We start from the raw sequence: 445 nt of genomic DNA on the forward strand, positions 1-445 counted from the left end.
CATCCTTGAGGATGGTGTGTCGCTTGAAGACGCACTGCACACGGTGGCCAGAGCATTCAGCGATAACGGGCAGAAGCTCCATCCAGTGTCCCTTGCCTGCAGGGATATCGCGCAATCGGTAAAAGGTGGGAAATCGCTGAGCATTTCCTGCGAAGGCTGGGTTCCCTATGACGAGAACTCTTTGATCGCTTCCGGGGAAGACACCGGCAACCTGGTGCAGGCATTTCGGGACTGCGTGAGGATCATCGAAGTACGTCAGCGGATCAGCAAACTCGTAGCGTCCGCCACCGTTTTCCCCTCCATGGTGTGGAGCGTCATGGCGGCGTTGCTGTATGTGATTGCAGTGTGGATGGTGCCCTCCATGACACGACGCTCCAACCCCGAGGCGTGGACCGGCGTGCCGGCCTTCCTCTATGCCCTATCGAATTTCGTGACCCACTACGGG

The 445-nt window shown here is 58.2% G+C and carries 1 protein-coding gene; it reads left to right on the forward strand.

What is annotated here, in order from left to right; all coding sequences use genetic code 11:
• Positions 1–16: 16 nt before the first annotated feature.
• The coding region (locus KMS84_RS43915) for a type II secretion system F family protein (RefSeq protein WP_256921334.1) at positions 17–445 on the forward strand (429 nt) is incomplete at its 3' end.

The organism is Streptomyces hilarionis (assembly GCF_024539675.1).
Taxonomy (GTDB): domain Bacteria; phylum Actinomycetota; class Actinomycetes; order Streptomycetales; family Streptomycetaceae; genus Streptomyces; species Streptomyces hilarionis.